The sequence below is a fragment of the Methanorbis rubei genome, from assembly GCF_032714495.1.
In the GTDB taxonomy this organism is placed as follows: Archaea; Halobacteriota; Methanomicrobia; order Methanomicrobiales; family Methanocorpusculaceae; genus Methanocorpusculum; species Methanocorpusculum rubei.
Genome location: NZ_JAWDKB010000001.1, coordinates 228,619 through 252,250 on the forward strand (window position 1 = coordinate 228,619; position 23,632 = coordinate 252,250).

Here is a 23,632-nt window from a genome sequence, read left to right on the forward strand (position 1 = left end):
ATGGAAGTGAGTGTTGAGTCTTTTGTCTGTGGTTTTGCTTAGAGTAAACGCGAAATATTTAACTCACGAAATATTTCAAAAAACACGAAATCAGTTATTGGATTCAGCCACTGAACATCTCGGGAAAACAAAGAGATAACTGATAGGTAGCTTCATGCCAAAATCGATCAGCATCAATTGTCATGTCGAAGATCCTATTTTGTGTTTTTCGTATTATTTCGTGAGTTAAATATTTCGCGTCTTTTCGTGTTGTTTCGTGTTTCAAAATACTCGTCATCGCGTAACCCCCACTCTCCAAAAAAAATCGTAGTAACATACACTCATAACGTCACAAAATTCGAAAAAAATATCACAACTCTTGCAGACATCCCCACAAAAAAATAAAAATAAAATTATTCAGCACTTGCCGGCATCTTTCTCACACGAATAAATCCGCACACACCAGCAATCACCAGAACAGCACCGGCACCAAGGAGGATGTACCAGCCCCACGAAGAGATCACCGCAGTATTGATCAGATACCCGGCAACTGTCCCGAGAATTCCCCCGAGAAGCGAAGATGATCCGCTGCCAAGACTGCTGATAGATGCAGCAAGACTCTGAATCTGACTATCAATGATCACATGGAGAACCGACGTGAACACAAGCGTCAGAAGGCCAACTATCGCAGTCACCAGATACCTGCCCGACACAACTGCCCAGGCCGCAATAACCAACAGAACAGCAAAACAAAGAGCCAGCCTGAAATCAGCTGCCACCGTAACCGGATACAACTCAACAACTGCAAGGCTAATCGTGTAAAGCGGAGCAATCATACCAACAAGCAGCAGAACACAACCCGCAACACCCAGAATTTGCTCTGGTACATATCTCATACCTGATAAGTATGTCTGGAGCACATTTCAATGTAGAGGAAAAAAAGAATTATTGTGCAGTCGGCACATTGCCCTGACCGGCAACTGCCTCCTGAATCTGCTTCTGCAGCTGGCTTGCCTTAGCAGCCATCGTCTTCTCCTGCTTGTCAAGAGAACCGATACGAAGCTCCATCGAATCAGTCTTCTCCTCAAGTTCAGTGATCACCGCAGCCTTACTCTTCTGAATAAGAATCGAACCGGCGCTCGAAAACACCACTGCATCATCTGCAACCGCGCCGAGCTCCTCTAACGCACGTTTGGTCTCGCGAAGCGTCATTTCATACTGCATCTTCTGGGAAGACACCTGCTGCAGCTGCTGCTGAATCTGCTGAAACATCGCCAGCTGCTGTTGAATCTGCGGGGGGATGCCCGCCTGTGGATTTGCCATTTTTTACAACTCCTGTATTTCTTTGCACACATTTACCAGACGCAGCCACATATTCAGAGAAGCTCGAAGGGATGAAACATCCTCGGCCTCCACATGAACAGTTACGGAAGAGTCATCATGCATGAGACTCACCCGGGACTTATCGCCAGGATCCGAACCTGCCTCCGGAAGAAGTACCGCATACAGCTTGTCTGCGTACGAACACTCAAACCGGAACTCAGCTGCGTGCGTCGCCGTCACACCATCACTTGCAGAATATACTGCATCTTCTGGGTCCCGGCAAACACAATCGGCCCTGGAGCGTCCGCATCAAACACTACCTGCATATGGGGCGACAGAGCATCATAAAGATCACGTTCCCGCACAACAAAACCATGATGGAACGGTCCGGTTCGTTCGCTTATCAGAACATTCGTAATCAGCATAGAAAAAACGATCTTGCCCCGGACCGTCAGATCAAAAAGCTGACCGCCCTTCTTTGCACCGGACAGAAAAATAATTACCGGATCTTCGGCGTCCATCGTCCGAAGACCTGACTTTCCCCGCTGGACATACGGGAGATCGAGTGCAAAAGCGATCTCCTTGGCAAGTCTGCGCACATCCGGTGACGGTTTACGCGATGATGTTATGAATGTCATCGGGCTTTCAGTACTTTCATTCCGGCACCGCGCGCCTTAAAGAGAATGCGGTGTCCGCAGTAGGGACAACGGACATTTGCGTCAATCTCAACTGTTTGTTTACAGCGGGCGCACTTATAACTGACCATTCAGTTATACTCCCTTGGTATCAATGGAACGAAGAACGACCTTTAAGGCCGGAGTCTGCGGAACATATGCACCGCCGGCATACTTGTAGCCGCACTTCTTGCATTCCCAGATACCGGTACCGACACGCTTTACTGCAACAGTGTCGCACATCGGACACAGGTGCTTTGCGCGGGAAACCTTTTCGCTCTCATTTACCATCTTACGGGTGAAACGACCGTATCTCGGGCCAAAACGTCCGGCACTGCCGGTGACGCGTCCCTTTGCTGTTTTCTTGCTCTTGGATGCCATAGTTATTCCTCAGAAATATCTACTATTATTGGTTCTCTGATGTTTTAATATTATTCTAAAATCTTGAGCTGGGCATCACCCTTGGCCGCATGATTTGCCAGGCTGAAAAACTCTTCCTGCATGCCGGCCGGGATTTTGACCACACAGATCCATGATCCGTCGCTCTGCCACTCGTTCTTCTCCATCGTAACATACGCAGCGCCGGAGACCGCACTATAGGCACGGGCAGCATAGTCCATCGGGAACTTTGCCGCAATCCTTCGCTCCTCAAATCTGATGGGAAGAATCGGCCGGAGAGCCTTTACGGTCTCCTTCACCAGCTCGTCCACCGACTTGAACGGATCAAAGTTCACCCGTACTTCTTCAAGTGCGATCTCAAGCCTTGTCACCGGATGCGGAAGACCGGTCTGGGGATTCACTGCATTTCGCGCGATGAAACTGATAACACGGCGGCGTTTCTCTTCCATTAAATGGCGGCGCTGCTCGGTGGTAAGGTGGATCTCTCCTTTGAGAATGATGTGTCTTGCGTTCTGCTCAAAGTCAATCGTCTTGAACGCTTTTTGCAAATCCTCTTCAGGAGACTTGTCACCGTGGGAAGCATTCTCATACACATACAGTGCTGCAACCACATCCTCAATGGCGATAGACTCATCACCATGACGCATCTTATCCGCAAGCTCAGGATCCACCAGAATCTCAAACTTCAGACCATGCGTCTCAAGCCGCGCCACCACCGCATCATCAAGCGAGATCATTACGTCTTCCTCACACGTCCGGGTCTTTGTCCTGCACCGGAGCACTGGTTTGCGTCTTTGCAAACTTTGCAACCGCAACCTTGACCTCATCAGCGTTCAGTTTTCTAAACGGCAGAAGAGAAGTCTCGTGTCCGTTCGGAGCCTCGACCTTCTTTGCGGCCTTCTTCTTTGCAGAGTAGGAGCCTGCAATACCGATCTCAACCGTGTTGACATCGAACTTGCCCTCGGTTGCGGTGTGAAGCGCCTTCAGACCAAGATCGATTGCCTCCTCAACTGAGATATTATCCTTATACTCTGCTTCAAAGAGCTTCATCACCGCAGGTCTTCCAATACCAATACCGGTCGCAGTGTACTCAAGGAGAGTTCCTGACGGATCAGTCTCGAAGAGACGGTAACGGGTACCGGACTCATCAGTCTCCACACCTGCAATCAGCAGTGCGGTTCCATACGGACGTGCTCCGCCAAACAGCGTGTACGTCTGCATGTGATCGCAGAGCTTCTTTGCAAGCGTCTCCACATCAACCGGCTCGCCGTAGCTGACACGGTTGATCTGAGCCTCAATTCTGGCGCGGTCAACCAGTGCACGGGCGTCACCGACAAGACCTGAGGAAGCAACACCGATGTGCTCATCAACTCTGAAGATCTTCTCAATCGACGAGGGTTCCAAGAGGCGGGAGCTGACACGTTTGTCAACCAGAAGCACTACACCTGTCTTGCATTTGATGCCGACAGCAGTTGTGCCGCGCTTTACTGCCTCGCGGGCATATTCAACCTGATATAAGCGCCCGTCGGGAGAGAACATCGTAATGGCACGATCGTATCCTCCCATCTGATATTGTTGTGGCTGCATGATTACTCCTTAATTATATCATCTCGTGTGAGATATCTCTGCGTATTACTACCTGTGAGACTATCAACCTTCTTGCCTGAGCATCGATAGCCGGGGATGACCTCGTCGTCCCATGTTGTTGGATGCAGATGTTTTTTCGCACCATGAACAGTGCCTGACACCGCAACGCTGTGAAACACCGCGAGAGCCCCTGACACTTTGGTAATAACAGCGAGGGCTGCAATTACCTTCTGCTCTGAGCCTCTGCTGCACCGGACAATCGCGTGCTCTTCTTCAGACCAGATGACTGCAACATGAATCGCGGCAGAGCCGACGTCTCCGAAGAGCGAGGTGACCGCTTCAGAGATCGTGAAGTAGATCTCTTTCTGCGTAAGGGGAGCGGTAAACTCCCCGGCAATTTTCACCAGAACATATCTCCGGTTCTCCCGAAGGGTTGGCGGAAGCGGCCTCATGCATCCTCCACGATTCGCATCGGTCGGGGCGGGCTGAGTACAGCGTCAAGACCATTCAGTGCCGCATATGTCTCAGCACGCGTCATGCCGAACAGCGAACAGAGCCCAAGAGTCTCTTCCACATTTCTGATGCCGAAGATACTCTCAGCCCCGCTTGCAATCACCAGAGGGAAGCGGAACTTTCGGTGCAGCAGAAGAATTTCTGCATACCGCGAAAGAGCTGTCCGCCTGCCTTTCGCATCGATGATGCGGGAGAGATCGATCACCACGCCGGTGGAGTGATCAGCCGCCATTTTTGCAACAATGTGATCGAACCCGCCTTTCGGGAGATCGGCGATGCCGGTCAGCAGATGAACACCTTTTGTGGTGATGGCGGTCCGGTTGAAGCTGTTCTCTCCGACATACACCATTACAACAACACCTTTTGGTATTTTTTTCATGGTGTCAAGAAAATTTTTGCCGGTTTGTTTGCCAACAACCCTGCCGCGGAGAACTTCTACTCCTGCATAAGAGTCGGGGACGTCTATTGCGGTGCCGCAGATAACCATGCGGGAGAGACCGCAGGATTTACCGGTAAGAAGAAGGCGCCGGACTGTTGCGGCTTGGTCCTGGTTTGCGAATACACAGGCGTCGGTAATCATAATGAAAAAAAAAGAAGACAGGATTATTTACCCTGGTTCTTGTGGGAGCGGATGCTCGGGCGGCACTTTTCGGTACCGGTTCCACGGTTGTGCTGTCCACGTCCCTTTCTGCCTGCGGAGGTCTTTCCGCGGTAGACACGTCCACGGGTGTTTGCAACCCATGCAAGGTTCTTGTCAGCAAGAACAGACGGGCTGCAGCGGTCAACAAGGATAACCTCGAAGTACATGCTCTTTCCGTCCTGTCCAACCCAGTAGGAGTTTAAAACTTCCATGTTCGGGTAGCGGTCTGCTGCACGCTCTTCTGCGATGCTCTGCAGGTTCTTTCCAGGCGTTGCCTTGCGCATTCCCATACGGTTGGTTCTGCGTCCGCGGATGTACCGGGACTTTCTGCGGCCACCACGGCGGATGGATGCACGAACAACAATGATACCCTGCTTGGCTTTGTAGCCGAGTGTGCGGGCTCTGTCGATACGGGTCGGGCGCTCAAGGCGGACGACTGCGCCCTGACGGCGCCATACCTGCATTCTCTCCCAGAGGAGTTTCTTTACACCGGAGTCTGCGGGTCTCTTCCACGCATCCCGAACGTATCCATACATTGATTTGGACATTTTTGCTTTCACCTCAGGTTCAGCAGTCTTACCATCCGAATATTCTCCGGATAGCTGCCACATTCCTGTGATATACAGTTGCGCCGTGATGACGCAGTGCTGTAAACTGTGTATTATTGGGTGTATGTGCTATAAAATGATGTGGGCGGGTAGGCTTTGTTCCTTCATGTTTTGAACCGCCCACGGAAAAACGGAATACACGGAGTTTCACAGAAAAACATCACGGAGCAGACGTGAACAGCACGGAAATGAATTTTTTTCGAATTCAGTGATGTTTTTATTTCCGTGTGTTCCTGCGAAGCAGCAAGCAGGCCGCAGACATGCGTTCCGTTTTTCCGTGGGAGGCACATAGACAAAAAAAGAATTTTTACTCAAGCAGCGGCTTTGATCTTTTCCACGACATGGATTCCTTCAATCCTTGTCATCGGGTACTGGCCCGCCTCGTCCTTTTCCGCAGACTTCACCATGTCCCAGACGGTAAGAAGGGCAACCGACACACCGGTCAGTGCTTCCATCTCAATGCCGGTCTTACCGAACGTCTTGACGCGGCACGTCGCCTCAATGTACTCGGCGGTCTGATCAAACGCAACCGTCACCGCACCGACCGGGATCGGGTGGCACATGGGAATGATTGCCCAAGTCTGCTTCACAGCCATGGTGCCTGCCACCTGCGCTGTTGCAAGAACATTGCCTTTCACAACCGTTCCTTCGGCTATTGCCTTCAGCGTCTCTGGCCTGAGATAAATTCTCCCACTGGCGGTTGCCTCGCGGGCAACGTCAGGCTTTGGGGTGACGTCAACCATATGGACTTCGTTCTTTTCGTTTAAATGTGTGAATGTAGGCATGTCTCACTCCTCTCTGTATAATGTATGCGCCAGATGCCTTAGAAGATCGGTTGCAAGAAGGCCGTCTCCGGCCTCATCATCAGCGATGCCTCCGGCAAGGCCGGTCGCATAGACAGCAGCGCATGCAGCCTCAAACGGATTCATGCGGGCAAGAAGACCACCCGTGCAACCGGCAAGAACGTCGCCGGTTCCGCCGGTGGTCATGCCTGGTGCGCCGGTTTTGTTGAACCTAACACGCGTGCCGTCGGAGATCGTGTCAATGGAACCTTTGAGAATGATCGTCGCGTTTGCAGCAGCTGCCGCCGCACGAACCGCATGCCCTCGCTCAAAAAGCCCGGAGGGAACCGCCTCACCCGTGATACGGGCAAACTCTCCCGCGTGCGGCGTATAGATAGTTCCTTCTCTTGCATGCGGCAGAGGGTTTCTGATCAGATCCGCGTCTACAACAGCGTTTCGCGCAGCCTCCACTACATCAAAGCAGATGGAGAGGCTGTCCGGTGCAACGCCGAGGCCCGGACCACAGATAACTGCGTCGGATTTTTCTGCGAGGGACACCAGATGTTCGCGGTGTTTCTCAGAAACATGGTTCCCAGACAGGCGTTCATGAATAATGTCAGGCATAAACCCGTCTGAGGGCGATGCAACACGGACGATGTCTGCGCCGGCACGAAGTGCTGCGACTCCCGCAAGGAACGGTGCTCCCTGATAGGGGCCGCCGCCCACCACCAGCACGGTGCCGCCCGAACCTTTGTGAGAAACCGCAGATTTCTCAGGAATCAGAAGAAGATCACCCTCGCCGCAGAAAATTTCTGCCGCAAGAGGAATACCGATCCCGTACACCTCGGCACCCACGGTCTTTGCGAGATGAAATGTGACAACGCGGTCTGCCCGGGCACCGGGCGTCGGCATATCGCAGGCAATGACCCGAGCACTTGATGCATTCATGAGAGAGACCAAACCGGCGTACGGTTCACGAAGCGGCAGACGTGCGCCTGTTCCCAACAGAGCGTCCACAATTACGTCGGCAGAAAAAATCTCTGGTGACGGCTCGGAGAATATCGTCACCGGACAGCCAGCGAGTGCCGCATACTGGGCACGTGCCTCGGCAGTCTTCGGTTCACCACAGCAGTATACTATGACGTCTATGTCAGCGGAAAGATAGCGTGCGGCGCACAGCCCGTCACCGCCGTTGTTCCCGGGACCGCAGAGAATCGTCACGCGACATGGATTTTCCTTCCGAACTGCGGACGCAAGAGCGACGCCTGCGCTCTCCATTCTCTGCATCGCTGAAACACCGCAGCCGTCCGCATTCTTATCAACGACCCGCATGGTATCAGCCGAAACAACGCCTGAAAGACCAAATGAAAGCAGTTCCCGCATGAATATCTCCGAATATTTCGATCTGGACCAGATCTGATAATTATGTAATCTGCATCAAAACCGCTTAAACCATCCGACGTTTGCATCTCTGTTTGTGATGGATGAGTCTTCCACGGAAAAATAAAACATCACTGAAAGGCGAAAACACCGCAGAAATAAAAAAATATTTTCGAATTCCGTGATGTTCTCGCCTCTCAGTGATGTTTTATTTTCTATGAAATTTCCGTGTGTTCCCGCGAAGCGGTAAGCAGGCCAAAGGCATGCGTTCCATTTTTCCTGCGAAGCAGTGAGCAGGCCGAAGGCATGCGAGTCGTGGGCGACTCGTAAAACCACACCATCCCATACCTATAGTTTGCCGGAGCGCCAACAACATACGAATGGGTTTCATCGAGGACATCAGTGCCGCAGCCGAGATCATTAGAAATACGCACGCAGTGACGCTTATCTCGCACATCGACGCAGACGGCATCACCAGCGAAGCAATTGCCGCACAGGCAGTTGCGCGGCTCGGTATTCCCGTGACACCCGTTTTCGTCCGCCAGCTTGAACCGTTGACCATGCGGCATGTGCCAGATGACGACACCCTCAAAGTCTTCACCGATCTCGGTGCCGGCCAGCAGAACCTCATGGAAGAGGCAGGAATGAAAGCTGATGATGTGCTGATCCTTGATCACCACATCAATCAGCCTGCCCCAAACGGCACGATCTATCCACAGGTCAATGCACAGTTTTACGGACCTGAGTATGCGAAGTGTTCTGCAGCAGGCGTCGCCTACATGCTTGCACGAAAACTTGACCCAGACAACGCCGATCTTGCAGAGCTCGCCGTCGTCGGCAACGTAGGCGACATGATGGCGCGGGAAACCTGCGGCCTGACCGGCATTGCGCGATGGATCGCGGAAGATGGAGCACAGACCGGGCGCGTAAGAATTGCCAAAGGCATCAACTGCTACGGCCTCTCAACGCGCCCTCTCCACCTCTGCCTCGCCAACAGCGATGACCCGATTCTTCCAGGACTCTCAGGAGACCCGAAAGCCGCAGCAGATCTTCTGATGCGGCTTGGCATCTATCAGAAGTCCTCAGACCAGCGTGTCTGGGAATCTCTGGAAGCAGAGGAAGCAAAGATTCTTGCAAGCGTCATTGCCGAACAGATGATCGCCAACGGCGAGTCAACCGAACGACTGTTTGCCGAGCTCTACTTCTTCCCGCACGAGACCGAACTCTCGCCTCTGCGTAATGCCTCAGAGTATGCAACCATGCTCAACGCCTGCGGTAGATGGGCAAAACCGAAGATCGGCGAAGCAGTCTGCTTCGGCGACCGGGGAACCCAGTACCGCGAGGCAGAGCACATGCTCAGACATCACCGCACGATCATCCGCGAACTCTGCGAGCACATTCTGTCTACGGGCGTCGCAGACGCAGGACACCTGCAGTGGATTCACACGAGGGATACATACCCTGACACGATCGTCGGCATCGGAGCAGGCATGGCGCTGTCCAAACTGGACCCGTCGAAACCGATTATGGTGCTGTGCTATGTCTCTGACGAGCCTGACCTCGTCAAAATTTCGATGAGAACCTATGAAAAAGTACTCCGCCGCGGCGTTGACCTGCAGGCAGCACTGGTTGCGGCAGCCGCAGAATTTGACGGTGCGGGCGGAGGACATAATATTGCTGCGGGGGCATATATCCCGAAAGGTTGTGAAGATGATTTCATCAGAAGAGTTAACGAGCTTATTGCCGGCCAGTTTGCAACGGGTGCGCCGCATCGCTGATTTCCAGTTCGGCAGGGGAGCAGGAGACGCGATGTTTCCTGACGACACCACGTTTGCCTATTCAAACACGAAACGCATCAGGTACGCGAACTCAGGCAAGACGAGGTTAATAACGGTCCGCGCAGGAGACGGCAGACTGACGCTCGGGTATCCTGCGGCAGAACGTCTACATGCATTCCTTGCCGCACCGAAAAACCGTGTTGTGGTGATGAGCGATGCGGTGCCGTTCATTCTTGACGGCAAAAATGCGATGGCAAAGCATGTGGTTTCAAGCGACCCTGAGATCATGGCCGAGGATGAGGTGCTTGTGGTTGACGAGAATGATAATCTGCTTGCAACCGGCATGGCAATGCTTTCGGGTACTGAGATGATCGGATTTTCCTACGGAACTGCAGTCAAGGTTCGTCAGGGGAAGAACCGTCAGTGACCCCGATGGAATTAAGATTGATTGAAAAAAAATGATAGAGTAAGGAGAGGTAAAAAAATATGATGCCAGGTGTTAATCCCAAACAGATGAAGGCCGCGATGAAGAAGATGGGTATGAAGATGGACGAGATCGAGAATGTAGAGAAAGTTGTTGTCTACACTCCTTCGGGAAACTATGTCTTTGAGCCGGCCGAGGTTGTCGGTATTACGATGCAGGGCCAGACTTCGTACCAGCTGACCGGTACTCCGCGGTTTGAACCGGCGAAGGTGGAGATCCCTGAGTCTGATGTGGAGCTTGTTTCGTCCCAGACGCAGGTGTCGCCGGAGACTGCACGCGCAGCACTTGAATCATGCAACGGCGATATTGCCGAGGCAATTCTGAAACTTACGGCAGTAGAATGATCGGACCAAACCGGGTGATTGTCCGCGGTCATGGCCGCGAGTATTATGTGCGGGCCGGAGAGGGGAAACTTTCGACGGATCTCGGGATGATTGATCTCGCGGCGGTGGCTGAACTTGAGAGCGGGGATACTATTCTGACGCACTTGGAAAAGCCGTTCACAGTCCTCGTGCCAAGGCCGACGGATTTTTTCTCTCATGGGAAGCGCACCGGCGCACCGATGATGCCGAAGGATATCGGCATGGTGATCGCCTATACCGGTATGTCAGCCCGCGACCGCGTGCTTGATGCTGGGACGGGATCAGGGATTGCGACGATTTTTTTCGGCGGCGTTGCAAAGTCTGTGGTGACGTGCGAGGCACGCGAGGAGTTCTCCCGCATTGCGGAGGGAAACATCCGTGATGCAGGACTTACGAATGTTGAGTGCCGGGCATGTGATGTGCTCGCGGTTACGGACGGGCCGTTTGATGTGGTGCATCTGGATATGATGATTGAGCCGCAGCATGTGGAGCATGCCCACGGACTTCTCAGGACCGGCGGATACTTCGCAACCTATACGCCGTTCCTTGAGCAGACGTTCTGTGTGATGGATACGGCACGGCGGCTGTTCGGCGAGGAGTGCGTGCAGACGTTTGAGTGCATGGAGCGCGAACTGACGCGAAGCGCACGGGGAACGCGGCCTTCGACAAAAGTATCGCACACGGGTTATCTGACGATCGCCCGAAAGATCTAAATTTTTTTTTTGAAATTATTTGATGTAACAGAAATCTTCTTTCAGAAATATTTTTCAGTAAAACAAGCGAGAATTTTTCGGAGAAAAAAATGATTTCCGTTAGGTGGGATTCTCTGTAGGTGGTTTTTTTGGGGTAACCACGGAACACACTGAGCACACGGAATTCCACGGAAAAAAACACAGAATACCGCTTCGCTTACGGAAAACACGGAAAGCCTAAGAGTACGAGTATGTGTATAGGTCACCGTTTTGAGATGCCAACCTCCTTAGGCTTTCCGTGTTTTCCGGCGCCGCAGGCGTTCTCCGTGTTTTTTTTCCGTGGAATTCCGTGTGCTCAGTGTGTTCCGTGGTTACTCCAAGCTAGGCCGCATACAAAAAATCCCAAACAATGAAATTCATTTTCAAAAAACGAACACAGCCTAAGTCCATAATATTTTTTTCAAAAAAATAATTCTAAAAAATAATTCTGAAAAAATAATTTCAAAAAAAATATTTTTACAAAAAAATCATTCGCGTCGGAGTCGCACCGAGTTCGCGTGGGCCGCAAGTCCCTCCGCAGTAGCGAGAGCCTCAATCACATCGCCGATCGACTCAAGTCCCTCGCGGGTTACCATCTGCACCTGCGACCGCTTCATGAAATGATTCACATCAAGAGCAGAGTAGCTCTTCGCATACCCGGCGGTCGGCAGCACATGATTCGTGCCGGACGCATAATCACCGCAGGCGACCGGTGTGTACGGACCGATGAAGATCGAGCCTGCATGACGGATACCGGAGAGTGTCGAGAGCGCGTCCACCGTCTGAATCGAAAGATGCTCAGGAGCAATCCGGTTCATCAGATCCGTTGCATCCTCCATACTCTCTGCGATCACATAACCTGAATGGGCAAGGGCTTTCTCCATAATATCACGACGCGGGGCATCTGCGATCTGAACTGCAATCTCTTCGCCCACTTCTGCGGCAAGCTTTTTGCTGTCAGTCACCAGAACGCATGCAGCGTTTGGATCATGCTCGGCCTGCGCAAGAACGTCTGCTGCAATATAGCGCGGCTCAGCAGACGCATCGGCAATGATGCCGATCTCGCTCGGTCCCGCAGGAAAATCAATGTCAGCGTACTCGCGAAGCATCATTTTTGCCTGCGTCACAAACACATTGCCGGGGCCGACAATCTTCTGCACCGGACGAATGGTTTCGGTACCAAGAGCCATCGCAGCAATTGCCTGTGCTCCGCCAAGCTGATACGCCTCATCAACACCTGCAATATCAAGAGCTACAAGCGTTAAGGGATTGACCTTCGGCGGTGTGCAAACCACAATCTCCGGAACACCCGCAACCCGTGCGGCAACAGTTGTCATCAGAACAGTTGACGGATATGCAGCACGGCCCCCAGGGATGTACGCACCAATGCGGTCCAGAGGAGTCGTCTTCACTCCGAGCGTGATGCCCGGCTCCATCTCCTCAAGCCACAGCGTCTTGCTCTTCTGCAGCTCATGGAACTGCGTGATCCGCGCCTCGGCCTCAATCAGCGCCTGCACCAGCTCAGGAGACACCTGATCGTACGCCGCATCGATCTCTTCAGGGGGGATCTCAAGCGAGGAAAGTTTCTGATGATCAAATTTTTCCGTCAGAGAGAACAGCGCCTTATCACCGTTTACTCTGACATCCTCGATGATCGTATTTACCGAATCCTTCACATCAGATAACGAGCCTCTGCGCATGCCAATCCATGACTCAACCGAGAGCGGCTGCCAAAACATGAGTAGATGTTTGGTGCGGACGGTATTACCTTTTTTCAACGGGTCGGTGTTGCTGATTAAATCCTGCCGCACACGGAAGACACAGAGCACATAGAAAAACATCACTGAGAGGCGTGAACACCACTGAATCCGAAAACAATTCACTTCCGTGATGTTCACGCCTCTCAGTGATGTTTTTCGGTGAAATTCCGTATGTTCCCGCGAAGCGGTGAGCAGGCCGTAGGCATGCGTTCCGTTTTTCCGTGGGGGGAGCTGTAACGAACGGACAATAAACGAATTTATCGACATAACCCAGCGAACCCGCAAAAACACATACAGTAAAGAACTCAGCCGCAGAGATATGTAATAAAGAAGGGAAAGCTGTGAGATACCATTACGACAATGAGACCGTCTACATCCGGGGCGCATGGCGTGCGGCCAGTACCGGCGTTGACGGCGGCATGAAAAATATCTCCACCATTCTCAACCGAACAGTCCCCGCAAACTTTGATCACGACAGACCCCTCACCTACATCAGAGAAATCCTCGCAGCAAAAGGATACGATAATGATGCATTCGGCCTCCTTACTGCGGTTGCGATGCGCAACCTCTGCGTGCTTCAGTACGACTACATCACCGTGTTCGTCACAGCCGGCGTCTCAAACCCGAACCCTGACCCAGCAAAGCCGCACACCATCAATATCATCGTAACCTCAGACGAAAGCCTCTCGGACGCGGCAATTCTTGAAACGATCATAACCGCAACCGAGGCAAAAGCCCATGCGCTGAAATATCTCGGGCGCGACTTTACCGGCACCACCTCTGATGCAGTCGTCGTTGCGACGATCCCCTCAGACTCGCCGCGGCATCAGTATGCCGGAACCTTCACCGAAGTCGGGAAGCGCGTCTATGACGCGGTCCTCACCGGAGTTGCCGCATCACTCGACCGGCATGAAGGGAGGGCGGTGCGCAGGACACCGTCCTACTTCATCTACTCACGCTACGGCGGAAACCACTGGGTCGAGTGGCAGAAGGAGAGCTGTCCTTACTATCCCTGCCACTTCGAAGGGCAGTCCTGTGACTTCTGCTACTGCCCGTTCTATCCCTGCCATGACACGGAGCTCGGAGGGTTTGTGGACAGCTCCTCAGGCGGAAAAGTCTGGGCCTGCACGAACTGTCTGCTTCTCCATAAGCCTGAGGTCGCCGCATATCTGAAGGCGCATCCTGATGCAGATCTCCCTGAACTGAAACAACAGAAGTAACGAAGTATGCCGTCCCAGTGTGCTGTCTGCAAAGGAAAAGGTCTCTGCGGCCTGCCGAACTGTCCCATCACGCGGAGGTTTCATGCGATGAAAGATGTCCAGCCGGTCAGCGAGTACATGGGAGCGTCACCTTCGGTCTTCGTCGGCAGCTACGGATACCCGCGAGTGGTTGGAGGCCCCCTGATGATCAATGACTCGGACAACCCGCTTCAATGGGTGCGCGAGGGATTTTCGATCGACGACATTGTGGGCATCCGGTCCAGAACGATCCGCGGGGGAAAAGAGCTGGACGTGAAACTGCCGGACGCAGAAAAAATTCAGGAGATTGCACTCTCCGATAAACCTCTTGATGTTGAGGTCGCGTTTGCGAAGCCAGTGCAGTTTGATCTGAACTTCGACGGAACCGTTGCCCCCGTTGGAATGTCCGGCGCAATGAAGAAGCTGGATGTGATCGACAACGCAAGCGTGTCTCGAATCGTTGACCGGTGCACGTCAGATACCGATCTCCGTGCGACGGAAGCCGCACGCATTTTGTTTGAGAACGGGACTGATGTGTATAAGATCACAAACCTCCTGACCTCGGGCCTTCTTGGCGTGCAGAGAAAAGTTGTTCCTACCCGCTGGGCAATCACGGCGACGGATGATATGATCTCGTCCGGCATGAAACGCGATGTGGTCCGCATGCCAGCACTGCCTGAGTTTCAGGTGTTCTGTGCGACCCTGCACGGCAACAGCCTCTGCTTCCTGCTGATCCCTGCAGAGGAGTGGAAGTTTGAGATGATCGAGCGCTGGCAGAAACATTCTCTCTGGGCAGGCGAGGAGGAGACCATCATCGAAGATGGCGAGGCAGGGCTTACGAAGAGCAAGTACTCGCCGATTGGCGGCGCCTACTACTCGGCCAGGCTTGCGGTGCTGGAGTATCTGAAAACAGTCGGGCGATGTGCAAAAGTGCTCTGCATCCGCGACATCTCAGGCGAGTACTGGGCGCCCCTCGGGACCTGGGTAATCCGCGAGGCATCGCATGCCTCACTTGCGACTGCTCCGATGCGGGTCGGAACCCTTGCCGAGGCAACCGCTGCTGCGCAAGAGATGCTTGGCACAAACTTCTGGCTGACGCACGCGAAAATGCTGCGTGATATCAGGCAGCAGAAAACACTCACGGAGTTTTTCCCATGAAATCTAATGAAATCGAAAAATGGATGCCGATGATCTGGCTATTCATAGGAATAATTATTCTGGTCATCGTCGGGTTTGGAGCGGTGTATGTGTCAGGCGATGCGCCGGAGACCATTGCTATCAAGTACGGAGATTCAAACAACTGGTATGCTCTCGGTTCTGATCCCGAAGCCGAGCTTGATGTGTTTTATCTCTATGATGATGTGAATGTCTCCGACATCAGTCCGTACGAAACCAATGTGGATGTGTCGCTCTACGAGATACACAACAGGGTCAGCGATGAGATCACAGCATCGATTGATGCCTATCCATCAGGAATGAACAACTACATTCCCTACTACCGTCAGGTGACCCAGTACGCACAGGAGGCTGATCTGCCGATCATTGAGGATGCGGCACGAATGATTGCGTATGCGGATGCAAAGGCGGCGTTCCACTACTATATGAGCGTCCACAACAACGGCCGCCCCTATATCCTCGCAGGCTCGGGACAGGGCGCAGAGTATGTTGCCGAGATGATCGCCGAGTGGTTTGGGAAGCGGCCCGCATATCTGAAAAATCTTCAGGGCGTGTACCTGGATAGTAAGCTGCAGAGCAATGAGACGGTCTCGCAGCTGCTTGGAGACAAGACCATCCTTGTGCTGTGAGAAATACAATAGGATTTGCGCGGTGAAATTTTGCTACATGTGGTTTTATTTGGAGTAACCACGGAATGCACAGAAATATCACGGAGCTTCACTGAATGCACGGAGAACGCCTGCGGCGCCGGAATGCACGGAAAAATTTCCGAGACAATTTATTTCCTTTTACTCTCTCAAAATATGAAAAATATATTCCGTGCATTCCGGCGCCGCAGGCATTCTCCGTGCATTTTATTCCGTGAAACTCTGTGTGCTCTGTGCATTCAGTGGTTACTCCGAGTGAGGTCAAGGACAGAAAAATTCCAAACGATGAAACTCATCATCGCGTAATATCTAATAAAAAAAATAAAAAAATCCGGATTATGCATCCAGAACCATTTTTTCGAGATCAAGCGGCTGGATGTGTTTGCCGTTTTTGTAGGCACGCATGTTGCCGCCTGAGATCTCATCGATGAGCACAATTTTGTCGCCGACTTTGCCGAACTCAAACTTAATGTCATAGAGGTCGATCTGTTTTTTGGCGAGCTCGTCCTTGATGATGGTCGCGATCTTCTGGGTGAGTTCCTTTAAGGTCTCGTAGTCCTTTGCAGAGACGATGCCGAGAATGTCAAGAGCGTCTTTGGTGATTGGCGGATCCTCGCGGGAGTCGTCCTTCAGCGTGGTCTCAACAAATGCCGGAAGGCTTGCTGCCTCTTTGACATAATCGCCGTAGCGGCGGTAGAAGCTGCCGACCGCACGGAACCGGCAGATGACCTCAAGACCTTTGCCGAACGGTTTTGCCGGAATCACGGTCATGGTCACATCATTGATGTTGCAGTCGATGTAGTGAGTTGGAATACCTTTCGTATTCAGAATCTCAAAGAAGTACTTGGTCAACCGGAGACCGGCACGGCCCGCGCCGTCAATGGTCAGGCCCACTGTGTTCATCCCGGGATCGAAAACGCCTTCAGCGCCGGTACAGTCGTCCTTAAACTTCAGCAGATAGTTTCCGTCGTCAAGAGCGAAAACATTCTTTGTTTTGCCGGTGTATACCAGTTTCATGGTAGAGGAGTGTTGTCAGTATTCGGGTATAACTCTTTCACAATCCTGAGTGATTGGAGAACAAATCCACTTTATTTATGGTACGGTTCGTTCCTGAGAATCCGAAAACCACGATAAATCTGTTCAAAAAGAATCAGCCGAATCATGGTGTGCGTAAACGTGAGCCGGGAAAACGAAACCTTTCGGTCGGCTGCTGCAAGCACCGCGGGCGAGAGGCCGAGGGGCCCACCGATGATAAAACAGATGTTTCTGCCGCTAAGTTCAGCTGTGCCGAACAGCGACGACAACTCCTCGCTTGAGATGAGAGGTGCATTCGGATCAAGCACCACCGTCATGAACCCGTCCCGCACACATTCCAGAATTTTTTCTCCTTCGCGCTCTTTCACAAGCATCTCAGAAGATCTTGACGCGCCGTCAGGAACTTTCACCTCGGAAAGCTCGGTGACAAAAACAGATGCATAGGGTTTCAGCCGTTTGGAAAATTCGGCGATCCCCTCGTTCAGATATCCGTCCTTAATCCTGCCGACACACAGGATCTGAATCTGCATAAACTTCAGCTCTCTTCGGTTTCAGAAAGTTCCGAGAGCTCCACAACTTTGGACAGGCAGTCCACTGCTTCACGCAGATGGCCGGACAGCTCAAGCGCACGGCCTTTCAGGTGCCAGGCAGGGGCATGGTCTGGGTGATCCGCCAGAATTTTTTCTGCGTCAGTCACCGCGAGATCAAACCTGCTCTGCTGCAGACAGATGAGGCCGCGGCAGTAGTAGATGTCAGGATCAACAGCACCCGCACGTTCCGCCTTCTCCAGCTGGGCAAGAGCCCCGGCAGGCCGTCCGCACAGCATCTGCATGAACCCGAGACCAGAAAGAATGAACGGATTCTTCGGCTCGACCTGCAGTGCAGCCTCGAACGCTTCGATCGACATCGGAAGGTTGCCGAGCTTGACAAGCATCATTGCCTTCTGGAGATGAACGAAACTGTTCTTCGGGTAAAGACCGATCAGTTTGTCATAGCATTTTGCAGACTCAAGATACTTACCTGATCTGCCAAGCACATCAGCGAGTGCGAAGAGTGCCGTGTTGTTGTCCGCATTTTTGGAGACGAGATCCGAGAACTCCCGGACCGACTCATCCGTCTTTCCTGCACTTGCAAGGGCTGATGCATAGGCGTAGCGTGCCGCGTCATCTGCCGGACGCGCTTCGAGCACTTCTGCGTAGACATCGGCGGACTCCTCGTACCTTCCAAGCTGCAGCAGGGCTTCGGCACGCATGCGAAGCGTTACCGGATCCTTCGGATTTGTTTCAAGCAGCATATCGTATCCTGCGAGGGCTTCGTCGTAGTTACCCTGAATCAGATAAATGGAGGAGAGTTTGCGGATTACGTCCAGACTCGTTGCACCGCTGCCGAGATACTGGGCATAGATCTCAAGAGCCTCGTCGTACTTCTGCATCTGTTCAAGAACCGCAGCCAGATCAAGCATGGCCTTGGTATCGTTATCATCCGCCTCGATCAGCTTTCGCAATGAATCGCCAGCCTCCGGGAACTTACCAAGAGCGGTGAGGGCAGCAGTCTTGTCACGGAGGGCATTGGTGTTGGTTGGTTCAAGTTCCAGAACTTTGTCCATCCCAATCGATGCCTCATGGAAGTCGCCGCTCAGCAGATGCAAATGGCCGAGGCCGAACCATACGTGAGCGTTCTCAGGAGCTGCCGCTGCAACGCGGGAGTAGTACTCGGCAGCCTCGTCGTTTCTGCCAAGGGCTGTGCAAAGGTCGCCGCCGAGCGAGAGAAGGTCAACACTTTCCTCGCCGTTCTTGATAGCGACAGCGACAGCGTCTGCTGCCTCCTCGTTTCTGCCAAGAGCTGCACAAAGTTTTGCAATCTGCACCGCAACGCCCGGGATGTCAGGATAGTCACGGAGAACACCTGAGTAGGTGTCAACTGCTGCTGCTGCGTTGCCGCCTTCGGCCTGCACGCGGGCAAGTGCAATCAGCACGCCCGGGTGACCCGGAAGAAGCTGTTCAGCTGATGCAAGAGACTCTCCAGCTTCGGCGTACTTGCCAAGCATCTCGCAGCAGAGCGCAGCACCGATGTATGCTGCCGGTGTCTGAGGTGAGAGCGCGGCTGCCTGTTCATAATAGGAGAGGGCCTCTGCATACTTTCCGCTGCGGAAAAGTACACTGCCTGATCCAAACAGAAGTGAGACATCCTGCGGCATGCTCTCCAGCAGATGGGAGTATGCGGTTGCCGCCTCGTCGTACTTTCCGATGCCTGCCCAGGCCTCTGCAACACCGAAGAATGCCGGATTGTTGTCAGGCGCAAGACGGATGATGTTCTCCCATGACGCGGCGGCCTCTTTGTATCTGCCGATATGCATCATGGAGGATGCATAGAGTTCGTGGGCTGCAAGGGACTCGGGATCTTTTGCAATCACGCGGGACGCAACGTCGGCTGCTGACTGGTAGTGGGAAAGTGCCGCAAGGCATTTTCCATGCAGAAGCTGCAGGTCAAGCCGGTCAGGAGCCGCGTCAAGCACGCGGACCGCGATCTTGTCAGCCTCCGCATATCTGCCGAGTGCTGAGAGGGCAAAGCTCTGCATGGTTGCAAGTCCCACATTGACCGCACCGATCTCAGGCTTTGCCATCGCAGCGGCACCGGTCAGAGAAGGATTGTTGAACAGCTGCATGTCATCGTCCTCGTTCTGGAACCATTTCATTCTGGACTGAGGCCGCGAGCCGTCGCCGCCGAGTTTGTCCATTCTGGCAAAACTCTCGACAGACTCCTTATATTTTCCGGACAGATACTCGGCGCATCCTTTCATGTACCAGACCGAAGCATTCGCCTGATTGAGATGGATCATCTCAAGGAATGCTTCAGACGCACGCTTCATGTTTCCTGAAAGGAACGAAACGATGCCAAGCAGATACCAGAGTTCTGCGTTCGCGTATCCGCGGGCGAGAACTTTTTCCAGCTGCACTGAGGACTCGCGGCTGTTGCCGTCCCAGAAAAGACAGAGGGCACGCCGGACGGTGACGGTGATGTCGGTATCTGATGAGTACTGCTGGACCATACCATAGGATGCGGATGCATCCTTGTATTTTCCCATGCTCTCTTCAAGACGGGCGCGGCGGTACCAGCCGGACGGTTCGCTCTCCGGCAGAGTTGCGTAGCGCTGCAGTGCACCTTCGCGGTCGCCAAGCATCTCACAACAGAACGCAGCAGACGAGGTGAACATACCGCGGTTGTCTGCGAGAACTGAGCCCAGCTGATCAAACATGGTCTTTGCCTCGGCAAAGTTTCCTGCACGCATGGTCATCTCTGCAAGGCGTGCTCTGAGCCTGCGGTCTTCGGGCCGGAGCGATGAGAGGTGGCTGCATACTGCTGCGGCATCCGCATATCTGCCGATGCGTTCCAACCACTCGCATTTGAGTTCCTGTAAGTACGGTTCGCTGTCGCCAAGCGTCACGTGACCGATGGCAGAGATCGCCTCTTCGAATCTTCCGGCGTCAGCAAGAAGTGTGGAGAGCGTGATCCATGCATCCGTATTTTTCGGGTCAAGGTCGGTTGCCCTCATCAGGGATTTGGCAGCATTTTCATGCTGACCGGATCGGTTCTGTGAAACACCGAGCCGATACCAGAGAGAACTGTTCTGGGGTTCGTGCTCTACTGCCCGGGCGAAGCTTTTTGCCGCATCCTCATAGAGTCCCTTCTCAAACGACAATTCGCCTCGTGGAGTCCACGGGTTCTGCTTATCATTTTTGCCAAACAGGCCGCCAATATCAACCATACGAATATTCCTCGGATTAAGAGTACAATATGTTTGGGCTTACATAGTATACGATGTTTCTGCCGGAAAAGGCGTCCCCACAGGTCCCCCGAGTGCCTTTTCACTTGGAATTATATAGGACCGTCTCCCATAGGATAAGTTATGGTACATAGTGGCGAGACGCTGGCGCAGGAATTACCCTACGATCCGGAAACGCTCCGGCGCATCAATGAACATCCCTGCTACAGTCCAGAGGCACGGCACTCGTTCGGTCGCTGTCACGTGGCAGTCGCGCCAAAATGCAATATTCAGTGCAACTACTGTGTTCGTGACTTCGACTGTGTCAATGAGTCGCGTCCGGGCGTAACAAGTATGGTCCTGAAACCAGAGGACGCGCTCGAACGCATTGATGAAGTTGTTTCTAAGATGAAGCACATCAAGGTGGTCGGCATTGCAGGTCCTGGCGATCCGCTGGCAAACCCGGAGACCTTTGAGACTCTGCGGCTGGTTCATGAAAAATATCCTGACACGATTCTCTGCATCAGCACCAACGGTCTTCTGCTTCCTGACAAAATCGATGAGCTGGAAAAGTACGGTGTGCGAAACATCACGGTCACGTTGAACGCAATTGATCCTGCGATCGGCGAAAAAATTTACAGCTTTGTTGAGTACGGCGGCAAAAAATATCACGGGCGTGAAGGTGCTGAGCTGCTACTCAAGCATCAGATGGCAGGCATTGAAGAGGCGGTCAGGCGAAAGATGCTGGTCAAGATCAACACAGTGTATGTTCCCGGCGTAAACGACACCCATATTCCTGAGATTGCCAAAAAAGTCGGAGCAATGGGTGTGTTCAACTTCAACATCATCCCGCTTATCCCCCAGTACAAGTTCAAGGACATTGTTCCTCCAACACCTGCGGAAAAGGCGCACATGCATGAGTTGTGTGCTCCGTATGTCCGCCAGATGCGGCACTGCCAGCGTTGCCGTGCAGACGCTGTCGGTCTGCTTGGTAAGGATGTTCAGAACGAGTTCGGCTGCTGCGGCAAAGGCGACGGCTCCGGCGGCGGCTGCAACTGATACTATCTTTTTTTTGAAGGCATCAGGGATCAACGTTGTTCCAAAAGTTTGGCCGAATTTATTTTTAGGAGGCCGAGTTTCATTGTTTGGAAATTTCTGCGTGTAATTTTACTTGGAGTAACCACGAACGTACTGAGCTCACGAAGTATTCAATGACTGAATCTAAATCCAAGAATTGATTTCGTATTTTTTTCGCATGGTTCGTGTTTCAAAATATTCATCGCCGCGTAACTCTCAGATCCCAATATAACTCATTTTTTGGTACATCCCGCGCGTATTTATAACAGTCCGGGAAATTTATCTCTATCATGACTCTGATACGCACGATCGAAAAACTTGGTTTTCCGTTCGCCACCGAGAACCCTTTCCTCTTTTGTGCCCACCACAAAGATGCCTACCCGAAGGGAAACAACAATCTCGGACCTGCGGTCTCCCTCGCCGACCGCAATCTGGGAAATGACTTCACTCTTCGCGACGGATTTCGAATGTATCATGGCCGCTCGGTTCCGGGATTTCCCGAACATCCACATCGCGGATTTGAAACCGTCACCGTGACTATCAAAGGTTATGTGGATCACTCAGACTCCATGGGCGCTGCCGGACGATACGGTGACGGCGATGTTCAGTGGATGACTGCCGGAGCCGGATGCCAGCATGCCGAGATGTTTCCCCTGATTCATCAGGATAAGGAAAACCCGCTCGAACTATTTCAGATATGGCTGAATCTCTCGAAGAAGGATAAGTTCACCGCGCCGAACTACAACATGCTCTGGTCTGAAGACATCCCCGAGGTCACGGTAACCGATCGGGGAGGCAGAGCCTCTCGCGTCAGAATCATCGCCGGAACTTTTCAGGGCGTCGAGTCGCTCGATCCCGCGCCCGCTTCATGGGCTGCGGATCCGAAAAATCATGTACGAATTCTTCTCATCCGAATGGATCCTGAAGCAGAACTCACGCTGCCGGGCGTGTCTGAGTCGCTCTCCCGCAACCTCTACTTCTATTCTGGCGATGCCATCACCATCGGCGGAGAGTCGGTTGCGCCGTATCACCGCATCAGGCTCGCCGGCGAGGACGATGCGACAGTTACTGCGGGGTCTGATACCTGTCTGTTGTTGCTGTTGGAAGGTGAGCCGATTCATGAACCGGTCGTTCAGTACGGCCCCTTTGTCATGAACTCAAGCCAGGAAATTCATCAGGCCTATCAGGATTATCAGAGGACAGGCTTTGGCGGATGGCCATGGCCGGTTTCCGATCCTGTGCATGACACAGGAAAAAATCGGTTCGCTCGGTATGCGGACGGCAGGGTAGACAGGCGAGGTCCTGTCCGTTGACTCATATTTTTTCAAACGCGAATTACACGAATAGCGCGAATAAAAAATCGCCATTGGCGATTTTTTATTCGCGTTATTCCGCGAAGCGGTGAGCATGCCTTCGGCATGCGATTCGCGTTTGAAAAAAATATGAATCGAAAAAATTCAGCTGTCGATGAACTCTCTGATTTTTTGAACCAGATACTCTTCCGCCTTGGCAGCCTCTTCGGGACTGCCGCGGAATGCGATCAACTCGCGCTCGTCATTAACCATGTTCGCATAGCTCAACGGCCGCGTCACGCTCACCATCTCAAGATCAAACATCGATGCAATATCGCGGATGATAGTCCGCGGGGTTCCCGGCGGGATAATCAGATCTACTTCCTCAATTTCCGTCATCAGCA

The 23,632-nt window shown here is 52.7% G+C and carries 27 protein-coding genes; 9 read left to right on the forward strand and 18 right to left on the reverse strand.

The window, feature by feature from the left end; translation table 11 throughout:
* Window positions 1-392: 392 nt before the first annotated feature.
* The 13 genes from McpCs1_RS01245 to McpCs1_RS01305 form a co-directional block, all read right to left on the reverse strand.
* Window positions 393-875, reverse strand: coding sequence for a hypothetical protein (locus McpCs1_RS01245; protein ID WP_338095431.1), 483 nt, complete (start codon window positions 873-875; stop codon window positions 393-395).
* A 49-nt stretch (window positions 876-924) separates the two neighbouring features.
* On the reverse strand, window positions 925-1,302 hold the full coding sequence (locus McpCs1_RS01250) for a prefoldin subunit beta (RefSeq protein WP_338095432.1): 378 nt from the start codon (window positions 1,300-1,302) through the stop codon (window positions 925-927).
* A 3-nt stretch (window positions 1,303-1,305) separates the two neighbouring features.
* A complete protein-coding gene (locus tag McpCs1_RS01255) occupies window positions 1,306-1,542 on the reverse strand; it encodes a KEOPS complex subunit Pcc1 (RefSeq protein ID WP_338095433.1) in 237 nt (78 codons plus the stop codon).
* A complete protein-coding gene (locus tag McpCs1_RS01260) occupies window positions 1,539-1,940 on the reverse strand; it encodes a Brix domain-containing protein (RefSeq protein WP_338095434.1) in 402 nt (133 codons plus the stop codon). The genes McpCs1_RS01255 and McpCs1_RS01260 overlap by 4 nt, the downstream gene beginning before the upstream one ends.
* The gene (locus tag McpCs1_RS01265) at window positions 1,937-2,068 is read right to left on the reverse strand and encodes a DNA-directed RNA polymerase subunit P (RefSeq protein WP_338093833.1); all 132 of its coding nucleotides are present in this window, start codon (window positions 2,066-2,068) and stop codon (window positions 1,937-1,939) included. The genes McpCs1_RS01260 and McpCs1_RS01265 overlap by 4 nt, the downstream gene beginning before the upstream one ends.
* A gap of 4 nt (window positions 2,069-2,072) precedes the next feature.
* Window positions 2,073-2,357, reverse strand: coding sequence for a 50S ribosomal protein L37ae (locus McpCs1_RS01270; protein ID WP_338095435.1), 285 nt, complete (start codon window positions 2,355-2,357; stop codon window positions 2,073-2,075).
* A 50-nt stretch (window positions 2,358-2,407) separates the two neighbouring features.
* A complete protein-coding gene (locus McpCs1_RS01275; RefSeq protein ID WP_338095436.1) occupies window positions 2,408-3,112 on the reverse strand; it encodes a ribosome assembly factor SBDS in 705 nt (234 codons plus the stop codon).
* Between the two features lie 10 nt (window positions 3,113-3,122).
* Window positions 3,123-3,962: an archaeal proteasome endopeptidase complex subunit alpha gene (gene psmA, locus McpCs1_RS01280; protein ID WP_338095437.1), complete on the reverse strand. Its 840-nt coding sequence runs from the start codon at window positions 3,960-3,962 to the stop codon at window positions 3,123-3,125.
* Between the two features lie 2 nt (window positions 3,963-3,964).
* The gene (locus McpCs1_RS01285) at window positions 3,965-4,414 is read right to left on the reverse strand and encodes an Rpp14/Pop5 family protein (RefSeq protein WP_338095438.1); all 450 of its coding nucleotides are present in this window, start codon (window positions 4,412-4,414) and stop codon (window positions 3,965-3,967) included.
* Window positions 4,411-5,055 carry an RNase P subunit p30 family protein gene (locus tag McpCs1_RS01290; protein ID WP_338095439.1) on the reverse strand — a complete coding sequence of 215 codons (645 nt, stop codon included), beginning with the start codon at window positions 5,053-5,055 and terminating at the stop codon, window positions 4,411-4,413. Before McpCs1_RS01290 ends, McpCs1_RS01285 begins: the two co-directional genes overlap by 4 nt.
* A gap of 23 nt (window positions 5,056-5,078) precedes the next feature.
* Complete coding sequence (locus McpCs1_RS01295; protein ID WP_338095440.1) at window positions 5,079-5,663, reverse strand: 50S ribosomal protein L15e; 585 nt, start codon at window positions 5,661-5,663, stop codon at window positions 5,079-5,081.
* A 371-nt stretch (window positions 5,664-6,034) separates the two neighbouring features.
* Entirely contained in the window at window positions 6,035-6,508 is a 474-nt protein-coding gene (gene moaC, locus McpCs1_RS01300; RefSeq protein WP_338095441.1) for a cyclic pyranopterin monophosphate synthase MoaC, read from the reverse strand.
* A 3-nt stretch (window positions 6,509-6,511) separates the two neighbouring features.
* Window positions 6,512-7,888 (reverse strand): NAD(P)H-hydrate dehydratase, encoded by a 1,377-nt coding sequence (locus McpCs1_RS01305; protein WP_338095442.1) that lies wholly within the window; start codon window positions 7,886-7,888, stop codon window positions 6,512-6,514.
* 377 nt (window positions 7,889-8,265) lie between these two features.
* Here McpCs1_RS01305 and McpCs1_RS01310 point away from each other — a divergent pair, with 377 nt between their 5' ends.
* Genes McpCs1_RS01310 through McpCs1_RS01325 form a run of 4 tightly spaced genes read left to right on the forward strand, consistent with a single transcriptional unit; the run spans window position 8,266 to window position 11,222 of the window.
* Complete coding sequence (locus McpCs1_RS01310) at window positions 8,266-9,663, forward strand: RecJ family nuclease (RefSeq protein ID WP_338095443.1); 1,398 nt, start codon at window positions 8,266-8,268, stop codon at window positions 9,661-9,663.
* On the forward strand, window positions 9,647-10,090 hold the full coding sequence (locus McpCs1_RS01315; protein ID WP_338095444.1) for a PUA domain-containing protein: 444 nt from the start codon (window positions 9,647-9,649) through the stop codon (window positions 10,088-10,090). The genes McpCs1_RS01310 and McpCs1_RS01315 overlap by 17 nt, the downstream gene beginning before the upstream one ends.
* Before the next feature lie 59 nt (window positions 10,091-10,149).
* Complete coding sequence (locus tag McpCs1_RS01320; RefSeq protein ID WP_338095445.1) at window positions 10,150-10,491, forward strand: nascent polypeptide-associated complex protein; 342 nt, start codon at window positions 10,150-10,152, stop codon at window positions 10,489-10,491.
* Window positions 10,488-11,222: a methyltransferase domain-containing protein gene (locus McpCs1_RS01325; protein ID WP_338095446.1), complete on the forward strand. Its 735-nt coding sequence runs from the start codon at window positions 10,488-10,490 to the stop codon at window positions 11,220-11,222. Before McpCs1_RS01320 ends, McpCs1_RS01325 begins: the two co-directional genes overlap by 4 nt.
* 506 nt (window positions 11,223-11,728) lie before the next feature.
* Here the strand turns inward: McpCs1_RS01325 and hisD are convergent.
* Complete coding sequence (hisD, locus tag McpCs1_RS01330) at window positions 11,729-12,979, reverse strand: histidinol dehydrogenase (protein ID WP_338095447.1); 1,251 nt, start codon at window positions 12,977-12,979, stop codon at window positions 11,729-11,731.
* Between the two features lie 362 nt (window positions 12,980-13,341).
* On the opposite strand from hisD, the gene McpCs1_RS01335 reads away from it, so the two are divergent.
* Genes McpCs1_RS01335 through McpCs1_RS01345 form a run of 3 tightly spaced genes read left to right on the forward strand, consistent with a single transcriptional unit; the run spans window position 13,342 to window position 16,043 of the window.
* Entirely contained in the window at window positions 13,342-14,220 is an 879-nt protein-coding gene (locus tag McpCs1_RS01335; protein WP_338095448.1) for an adenosylcobinamide amidohydrolase, read from the forward strand.
* A 6-nt stretch (window positions 14,221-14,226) separates the two neighbouring features.
* Window positions 14,227-15,396 carry a hypothetical protein gene (locus tag McpCs1_RS01340; RefSeq protein ID WP_338095449.1) on the forward strand — a complete coding sequence of 390 codons (1,170 nt, stop codon included), beginning with the start codon at window positions 14,227-14,229 and terminating at the stop codon, window positions 15,394-15,396.
* Window positions 15,393-16,043 carry a DUF3089 domain-containing protein gene (locus tag McpCs1_RS01345; RefSeq protein ID WP_338095450.1) on the forward strand — a complete coding sequence of 217 codons (651 nt, stop codon included), beginning with the start codon at window positions 15,393-15,395 and terminating at the stop codon, window positions 16,041-16,043. The genes McpCs1_RS01340 and McpCs1_RS01345 overlap by 4 nt, the downstream gene beginning before the upstream one ends.
* A gap of 354 nt (window positions 16,044-16,397) precedes the next feature.
* Here the strand turns inward: McpCs1_RS01345 and McpCs1_RS01350 are convergent, their stop codons facing one another.
* The 3 genes from McpCs1_RS01350 to McpCs1_RS01360 all read right to left on the reverse strand — a co-directional run bounded on the left by McpCs1_RS01350 (window position 16,398) and on the right by McpCs1_RS01360 (window position 20,862).
* Window positions 16,398-17,078 carry a phosphoribosylaminoimidazolesuccinocarboxamide synthase gene (locus McpCs1_RS01350; protein ID WP_338095451.1) on the reverse strand — a complete coding sequence of 227 codons (681 nt, stop codon included), beginning with the start codon at window positions 17,076-17,078 and terminating at the stop codon, window positions 16,398-16,400.
* 71 nt (window positions 17,079-17,149) lie between these two features.
* Window positions 17,150-17,626, reverse strand: a complete 477-nt coding sequence (locus McpCs1_RS01355) for a 23S rRNA (pseudouridine(1915)-N(3))-methyltransferase RlmH (protein ID WP_338095452.1) — start codon at window positions 17,624-17,626, stop codon at window positions 17,150-17,152.
* Between the two features lie 5 nt (window positions 17,627-17,631).
* Window positions 17,632-20,862 carry a tetratricopeptide repeat protein gene (locus McpCs1_RS01360; RefSeq protein WP_338095454.1) on the reverse strand — a complete coding sequence of 1,077 codons (3,231 nt, stop codon included), beginning with the start codon at window positions 20,860-20,862 and terminating at the stop codon, window positions 17,632-17,634.
* A 141-nt stretch (window positions 20,863-21,003) separates the two neighbouring features.
* Here McpCs1_RS01360 and nifB point away from each other — a divergent pair, with 141 nt between their 5' ends.
* A complete protein-coding gene (gene nifB / locus McpCs1_RS01365) occupies window positions 21,004-21,918 on the forward strand; it encodes a nitrogenase cofactor biosynthesis protein NifB (protein ID WP_338095455.1) in 915 nt (304 codons plus the stop codon).
* 308 nt (window positions 21,919-22,226) lie between these two features.
* A complete protein-coding gene (locus McpCs1_RS01370; RefSeq protein WP_338095456.1) occupies window positions 22,227-23,249 on the forward strand; it encodes a pirin family protein in 1,023 nt (340 codons plus the stop codon).
* A 144-nt stretch (window positions 23,250-23,393) separates the two neighbouring features.
* Here the strand turns inward: McpCs1_RS01370 and McpCs1_RS01375 are convergent, their stop codons facing one another.
* Window positions 23,394-23,627 carry a hypothetical protein gene (locus McpCs1_RS01375; protein ID WP_338095457.1) on the reverse strand — a complete coding sequence of 78 codons (234 nt, stop codon included), beginning with the start codon at window positions 23,625-23,627 and terminating at the stop codon, window positions 23,394-23,396.
* Window positions 23,628-23,632 lie beyond the last annotated feature (5 nt).